This window comes from Roseibium sp. (genome assembly GCF_025698965.1).
Lineage (GTDB): Bacteria > Pseudomonadota > Alphaproteobacteria > Rhizobiales > Stappiaceae > Roseibium.
In genome coordinates, this window is the sequence record NZ_JAILWL010000368.1 from 1 (window position 1) to 6,644 (window position 6,644).

Annotated in this window: 6 protein-coding genes; 2 read left to right on the plus strand and 4 right to left on the minus strand. The window is 54.9% G+C overall.

All coding sequences use genetic code 11. The features are described 5' to 3' along the window. Positions 1–91: 91 nt before the first annotated feature. Both K5905_RS24020 and K5905_RS24025 read left to right on the plus strand, forming a co-directional pair. The gene (locus tag K5905_RS24020; protein ID WP_297588727.1) at positions 92–463 is read left to right on the plus strand and encodes a VOC family protein; all 372 of its coding nucleotides are present in this window, start codon (positions 92–94) and stop codon (positions 461–463) included. Between the two features lie 367 nt (positions 464–830). Next, positions 831–2,573: a CAP domain-containing protein gene (locus tag K5905_RS24025; RefSeq protein WP_297588730.1), complete on the plus strand. Its 1,743-nt coding sequence runs from the start codon at positions 831–833 to the stop codon at positions 2,571–2,573. 40 nt (positions 2,574–2,613) lie between these two features. On the opposite strand, the gene K5905_RS24030 is transcribed toward K5905_RS24025, so the two are convergent. The 4 genes from K5905_RS24030 to K5905_RS24045 are packed head-to-tail and all read right to left on the minus strand — an operon-like array spanning position 2,614 to position 6,516. Beyond that, positions 2,614–3,414: a CoA ester lyase gene (locus K5905_RS24030; protein WP_297588733.1), complete on the minus strand. Its 801-nt coding sequence runs from the start codon at positions 3,412–3,414 to the stop codon at positions 2,614–2,616. Further along, the gene (locus K5905_RS24035; RefSeq protein ID WP_297588736.1) at positions 3,408–4,256 is read right to left on the minus strand and encodes a MaoC family dehydratase N-terminal domain-containing protein; all 849 of its coding nucleotides are present in this window, start codon (positions 4,254–4,256) and stop codon (positions 3,408–3,410) included. Before K5905_RS24035 ends, K5905_RS24030 begins: the two co-directional genes overlap by 7 nt. Before the next feature lie 2 nt (positions 4,257–4,258). Further along, positions 4,259–5,356: a CaiB/BaiF CoA-transferase family protein gene (locus tag K5905_RS24040; RefSeq protein ID WP_297588739.1), complete on the minus strand. Its 1,098-nt coding sequence runs from the start codon at positions 5,354–5,356 to the stop codon at positions 4,259–4,261. Further along, a complete protein-coding gene (locus K5905_RS24045; RefSeq protein ID WP_297588742.1) occupies positions 5,356–6,516 on the minus strand; it encodes an acyl-CoA dehydrogenase family protein in 1,161 nt (386 codons plus the stop codon). The genes K5905_RS24040 and K5905_RS24045 overlap by 1 nt, the downstream gene beginning before the upstream one ends. Between the last annotated feature and the right edge of the window lie 128 nt (positions 6,517–6,644).

Sequence of the window (6,644 nt, forward strand, 5' to 3'; positions counted from 1 at the left end):
TTTCAACGACCAGGCTTTGGACGTGAGGTTGACAAGCAGGGCGATATCCATAAAGTATAGTTACTATATTTTTGATACATAAGGAAGCGTCATGCCTGTAGTTTCTCTGGACAACACAATCACCTTGGCTCTTTCAGTGCGCGACAGACATGCGAGTGCTGAATGGTATGAAAACAATCTTGGTTTCAAGCTGCTGATGCATATCGATGAGGCTGGCTGGAGCGAGATGCAGACCAATACGGAAGGCGTCACTCTGGGGTTGGGAGAACAGGCAGAACCTGCTCCCGGTAACATGGTGCCCGTTTTCGGTGTGGCGGACATTGCAGCGGCGCGTAAGGCGCTGGAAAACGTCAATGTGAAATTTGATGGAGACACCGAAACGGTTGAGGGGATGGTCAGTACCGCAACCTTCTATGATCCGGACGGCAATGCCCTCATGTTGGCGCAGGATCTTTCGCAGTAAGCAGGTCTTCGCGTTGAGTGGTCGCTTCTGGCAATGCTTTGGAAGCTAATGTAAACAATTGACTTTAAAGGTGAAATTGATCGAAATTTTACGCAACCTGTTGCTCTCAAACCGATGAGAAATTGTTGTGACGCGCGGGCTGATATATCAGTTGTGGCAGTGTCAATAATACGAAGTGCAATGTTTTCGAGCGTTTAGTGAAGAGGATCGTTTCGCTTGGCGGGTGCAACTCTGGTTGCGCGCACAAGGTGATAATTCTTTTGACACATGATGAGCGAATTCCTTCCGCAAATCCGGGATTCTTTCGCCCGATTTAGCCGCAAGTTTTCGGCCGGGCAGGGCGAGAGATATCGGGAAGGACATCGCAATGAGTACATTGAATGCTCATGAACAATTCATGCTGGAGCAAGTGAACCAGGCGCGTATCGAACGTGGATTGGAACCGCTGGCGCCAGTTGCTGCACTGAACACGGCAGCTGAGGGGCATGCCGAATTTCTTGACAGCACTGACTACGAAGGTGGGGTCAATCCGCAAACCGGGGCAAGAAGCCCGCATTACGGGGCTAACGGCTCCAGTCCGACGGACCGCGCCAACGCAGCGGGTTGGACCGGCGGCGTTGCGGAAAACGTAGCCTTTCAAGGAGATTCCAGATTTTCGGGAAACGCAAATGACGGTCTGCTGCAAACCCTTGTTGAAAAAGCGCATACGGGACTGATGAACTCACCCGGGCATTATCAGAACATCACCTCGTCTTCCAACACGGTCGGGATCGGGATTGCACTCGGCGACTACGGCACTATGGGCGCAGCTTATTTCACACAGAAATTCGGCAGCGATCAGAAAAACTATCTGACCGGTGTGGTGTTTGATGATGGTGACGGCGATGAAACCTATGACATAGGCGAGGCGCTGGGGTCGACCACGGTTACGGTTGTGAACTCGGCTGGGTCGGTGGTTGCAACGAAATCCACCGATCCGGGTGGCGGGTACAGTCTTGCTCTTGCCAATGGAACTTATACAGCCCGGTTTACCGGGGCCGGAATTGACGGCACCATCGAGAAACAGTTCTCGATTTCCGGCAAAAACGTAAAGCTTGATGTCAAGGACGGTTCGGAAGGTGGAACAACTCCCGATCCGGATGTCGGCACCAGCGGCAATGACGTCATCTACTTCACAAATGGAGATGACTTTTGGGATAATGGCGTTCCCAAGGATATTGGCGGCGCTGGGATCGATACCCTGGTGATCAATGCCGGGTCTGTCTTCAACACCTCGGCACTCTCGAAATACGGTTTTGAGCGGTTTCGGGGCGCGGAAAAGAATGACCGGGTGGTCGGTGATGATGACAATGTCGCCTATCAACTGAATGGCGGTGCAGGCAACGACTATCTGAAAGGCAGTGGCGGCAACGACATACTGATCGGTGGAAGCGGAAACGACCAGCTTTGGGGTGGTGACGGCAACGATACGCTCAGAGGTGGCGCGGGGCGTGACACTGTTTTCGGGCAGGGTGGCAACGACAAGGTCTATTTCGGTGGCGGTGATAATTTCTGGGATAATGGAACCCCTCGGAATATCGGCGGATCCGGGATCGACACGCTCATTGTCGAGGCCGGTTCGAGGTTCAACACGTCGGCGCTGTCGAAATATGGTTTTGAGCGGTTCCGAGGTGCTGAAAGGGACGACCGGGTCGTTGGCGATGATGGCAAGGTTGCCTATCAGATGAATGGAGGCGGTGGAAACGACTTCCTGAAAGGCAATGCCGGCAACGACACCCTGATCGGTGGAAGCGGCAATGACACGCTCGTACCGGGCGCGTCTTCAGGTGGCACGCAGAAACTCCAGGGCGGCACCGGCAACGATACGTTTGTTCTGACCTCGAACGCCGGTTCGGTGGAAATCCTGGAATTGGCAGGTGGTGGAAACGATACGATCGTTTTCAAGGACCTGAAGGTGTCCGACGTCGAGACCTCAACCGACAATGCAAACAACAAGTTGCTGAGCTGGGATGATGGCGAAGTCCAGCTCAACAACCTTGGCAACCATATCGAGAATATTGAATTTGCGGACGGTATGGTGCTGCAGCCGGACGACTTCAGTTTCGTTTGAGTCATTCAATAAGCGTAAGACAATGCAACGCGAAGGCAGCTCAGGAACTCGTTTCCTGGGCTGCAGCCAATATGGACCGGGCACGGATCCGAACAGGTTCATCCACCATTTCACCATCGATCGAAACAGCGCCGCTACCGGAAAGCAGAACACGCTTTGCCCATTCCAATTCAGTGTCGCTTGGAGCAAATGCCCGCCTGACCTCCGTGATCTGCTTGGGGTGAATGCACAGTTTGCCGGTCATCCCCATATCCTTGGCGTGAAGGGCATCTTCTCTGATCGCGACAGGATTGTTGATTTGTGCGGTGACACCGTCAATCGGGGCTGCAATTCCGGCTAGTCTGGACGCAAGAACAAGTTCGAAACGGACAGGTAAGAGGACGTCCCGCTGGTGGGCACAGCCGAGATCGGCGCAAAGGTCGATTGACCCGAGGGCAAGGCGCGCCACGCCATCGAGCGCGACGATGGCGCGGACGTTGGCCAGACCCTGCGCCGTTTCGATGAGGGCAATGACCGGAACCCGGCACTCGAGTTTCTTCCAAAGGCTGGTGATTTCCGCGGGATCTTCGGCTTTCGATAGTATGAGGCTGGAAACCGGAAGATCTTGTAGTGCCTCAACATCACCCTTGTACCAAGGTGTCCGAACCGCATTGATGCGCACCAGTACCGGTTTTTCGGTGAAGGTGCAGCAAAGGGATGCGCGGGCCCTTTCCTTTTCTTCCGCAGGAACGGCATCTTCAAGATCCAGGATGACAGCGTCCGTCTCTGTCGCGGCTGCCTTGATGAAGCGGTCTTGCCGGTTAGCGGGGACGAAAAGGGGAGAGCGGATCGAACCTACCATTGTGCATGGGCCTCCATCGCAATCGGGCCGTTGGGACGAGCTGTCCAGAGTTTCAGTTTCTTCCCGTCGCTGGTGGCATTGATCGTGAAATCGGAAGTGTCAAAAAGCGGGCTGTAGCTGCGAAAATGGAAACTGGCCGGGGCTTTACCCCGGACGTCGGCGGCATATTGGCAAAGCAGTGTTGCCTGCAGCGGACCATGCACGATCAGGCCGGGATAGTTTTCGACGTCCCTCACATAATCCCTGTCATAGTGGATGCGATGGGCATTGAAGGTCATTGCGGAATAGCGAAAAAGATAAGCTGCAGTGGGTGTTATCTGTTGGCTGTTTTCTCCTCCGGGCGCAATTTTGCTCGTTGAGGTTCCCGCTGTCTCAGGCCCGGTTTTTCGTGCAGCTTCCCGGTAAACGATGTCCTGTCGTTCCGTCAGCGCCGGTCGACCGTTCGAAGAGATCATATGTTCGACCGTAACGAAGCAAAGCTGTCCACTTCGGCCTTGTTTCAGAACAACGTCCTTGATGGTGGAGGTGCGTGTCACTTCATCGCCGACACGAATGTCGGAATGGAAGGTAAAGGCGCCGCCTGCCCACATTCTCCTGGGCAATGGAACAGGTGGAAGAAATTCGCCGCGTGCCGCATGACCGTCGGAGCCAAGGCTTTTGGTTGATGCTGTCGGCTGGGCAAGGCAAAAGTGGATCAGAAGCGGGGCGGTTGCTTCCGGTTCCACGTTGAAATTCCGGTCGAAGGTCGCATTAAACTGGTTCACCAGCGTTTCCGAAAGGACTTCCGACGCGCTGTCTTCCCGGCCGATCCACATGCGCAGTTGGTCGATGTCGAAATCCAAGATCAGCCCTCCAACGGTTTCAAAGCCGGTATTGGTCCATAGGTCCGGTCTTCGTTTGCGAAAACCGGAGCAGGAGCGGGGAACGAGACAGAACCGTTGGGACTATCGACGGCAATTCTTCTGAGATGCGGATGCGATGACAGACCTGCCATGTCATGCACAGAAGCCAGAGCTATGCTGGCCTCGGAGAGCAATTTGATGGCTGTCTCGGTGTCCATGCCCGCAAATGCCTCGCCAACAATCGCATCGGTTTCTTTCCGGTTTTCCACTCGCACCAAGTTGGTCGCAAACCGTGGATCGGCGCCGAGTTCCGGTTTGCCGATGAAGTCCTTGCAGAGTTTGACCCATTCACGGTCGCTCTGGATCGAAATGAGAATGGGCGCGCCGTCTTTCGTATAGAACACGCCGTAAGGTGCGATGGATGGGTGGGCAAGACCGACCCGTTTCGGGGTGTGGCCGCCTTCATGGTTCAGCAGAGGGACCGTCAGCCAGTCGGCCATGACATCGAACATGGACACGGAGATCTGTGCACCTGTTCCGGTGATCCCGCGCCGGATCACGGCTTCCAGAATGGCGGAATAGGCGGTGGCACCGGTTGAAATATCGACTATCGATATGCCTACACGCGAGGGTTCGGAGGGGCCGCCGGTGATGGAACACAGGCCGGTTTCCGCCTGAATGAGGAGATCATAGGCCTTGCGGTTCGCCATCGGGCCCGTTTCGCCATAACCGCTGATAGAGCAGATGATGAGACGAGGGTAATCCCGATGGAGCTGGTCCAGGTCGAAGCCAAGGCGGGCAAGAGCTCCCGGTTTCAGGTTCTGGATGAGAATGTCGGCCCCGGCGATGAGTTCCTTCATCTCGGCTTTGCCTTTCTCGGAGGCAAGGTTCAGCGTCACTGCCTCCTTGCCTCGGTTCAGCCAGACGAAATAGCTCGACTGGCCCGCGGCGACGTTGTCGTATCCCCGGGCAAAGTCTCCTTCCGGGCGCTCCACCTTGACCACATGCGCACCGGCATCGGCCAATCGGGATGATGCAAAAGGAGCGGCCACGGCCTGTTCGATTGCGACGACTTCCAATCCTTCAAGCGGCAGAACCATCAAAAAGACCTCGGTAGGCCGAGAACATGCTCGGCAACATAGGAAAGAATGAGATTGGTGGAGATCGGGGCTACCTGATAAAGCCGTGTCTCCCTGAATTTGCGTTCCACGTCATACTCGCAGGCAAAGCCAAAACCACCGTGAAACTGGATGCAGGCATTAGCCGCTTCCCAACTTGCCTTGGCGGCCAGGTATTTGGCCATGTTGGCTTCCGTGCCCGATGGTGCGCCCGCATCGTAAAGCGCACAGGCCTTGTAGCGCATCAGATTGGCCGCTTCGATCTCGATGAATGCTTCGGCAATGGGGAACTGAACACCCTGGTTCTGTCCGATCGGGCGACCGAAAACCCGGCGCTCTCCGACATACTCCACAACCTTGTCGGTAAACCAGTAACCATCGCCGATACACTCCGCCGCGATCAGGGTCCGTTCGGCATTGAGACCGGTCAGGAGATACTTGAAACCTTTCCCTTCCTCTCCGATCAGACTTTCTTCCGGAATCTCAAGATTGTCGAAAAAGAGCTCGTTGGTCTCGTGATTGACCATGTTTAGGATCGGGCGCACGACCATGCCGGAGCGCATGGCGTCCTTGATATCAACCAGGAAAATCGACAGGCCTTCGGACTTTTTCCTGACTTGGTCGAGTGGCGTCGTACGGGCCAGAAGGATCATCAGATCGGAATGTTGAACCCGGCTGATCCAGACTTTCTGGCCGTTGACGACATATCGATCGCCTTGCTTTTCAGCGGTGGTCCTGATCTTCGTGGTGTCGGTCCCGGTGGTTGGCTCGGTTACGCCCATGGATTGAAGCCGTAATTTGCCGGCTGCGATCTTCGGCAGATATCTCCGGCGCTGTTCCTCTGAGCCGTGGCGGACCAATGTGGTCATGTTGTACATCTGGCCGTGACAGGCGCCCGAGTTTCCGCCTGCCCGATTGATTTCCTCCATGATGACGGAGGCTTCAGTCAGTCCGAGGCCCGAGCCGCCATAGTCTTCAGGAATCAGGGCCGCCATCCAGCCTTCGCGCGTCAAGGCGTCGACAAACTCTTCCGGATAGGCGCGATTTTCGTCAACCTTGCGATGATAGTCGGTTGGAAACTGTGCACACAGCGCTCGTATGCCGTCTCGAATATCCTGGTAGTCGTTTTCTGGAAGGAACATCTGGGACCGGATCTTTGAATGGAATTTTCCAAATTAAAGCTCAAGATGAGACATCGAACAAATATATGTTTTGGATAAGAAGCATATAATTTATATATAATAGGGAGTGCGTCCCACATGTGGGGATC

Excerpts from the sequence above, each read along its gene's own strand:
- K5905_RS24020 (WP_297588727.1), top strand. The coding sequence starts at position 92 with ATGCCTGTAGTTTCTCTGGACAACACAATCACCTTGGCTCTTTCAGTG.
- K5905_RS24025 (WP_297588730.1), top strand. The coding sequence starts at position 831 with ATGAGTACATTGAATGCTCATGAACAATTCATGCTGGAGCAAGTGAAC.
- K5905_RS24030 (WP_297588733.1), bottom strand. The coding sequence starts at position 3,414 with ATGGTAGGTTCGATCCGCTCTCCCCTTTTCGTCCCCGCTAACCGGCAA.
- K5905_RS24040 (WP_297588739.1), bottom strand. The coding sequence starts at position 5,356 with ATGGTTCTGCCGCTTGAAGGATTGGAAGTCGTCGCAATCGAACAGGCC.
- K5905_RS24045 (WP_297588742.1), bottom strand. The coding sequence starts at position 6,516 with ATGTTCCTTCCAGAAAACGACTACCAGGATATTCGAGACGGCATACGA.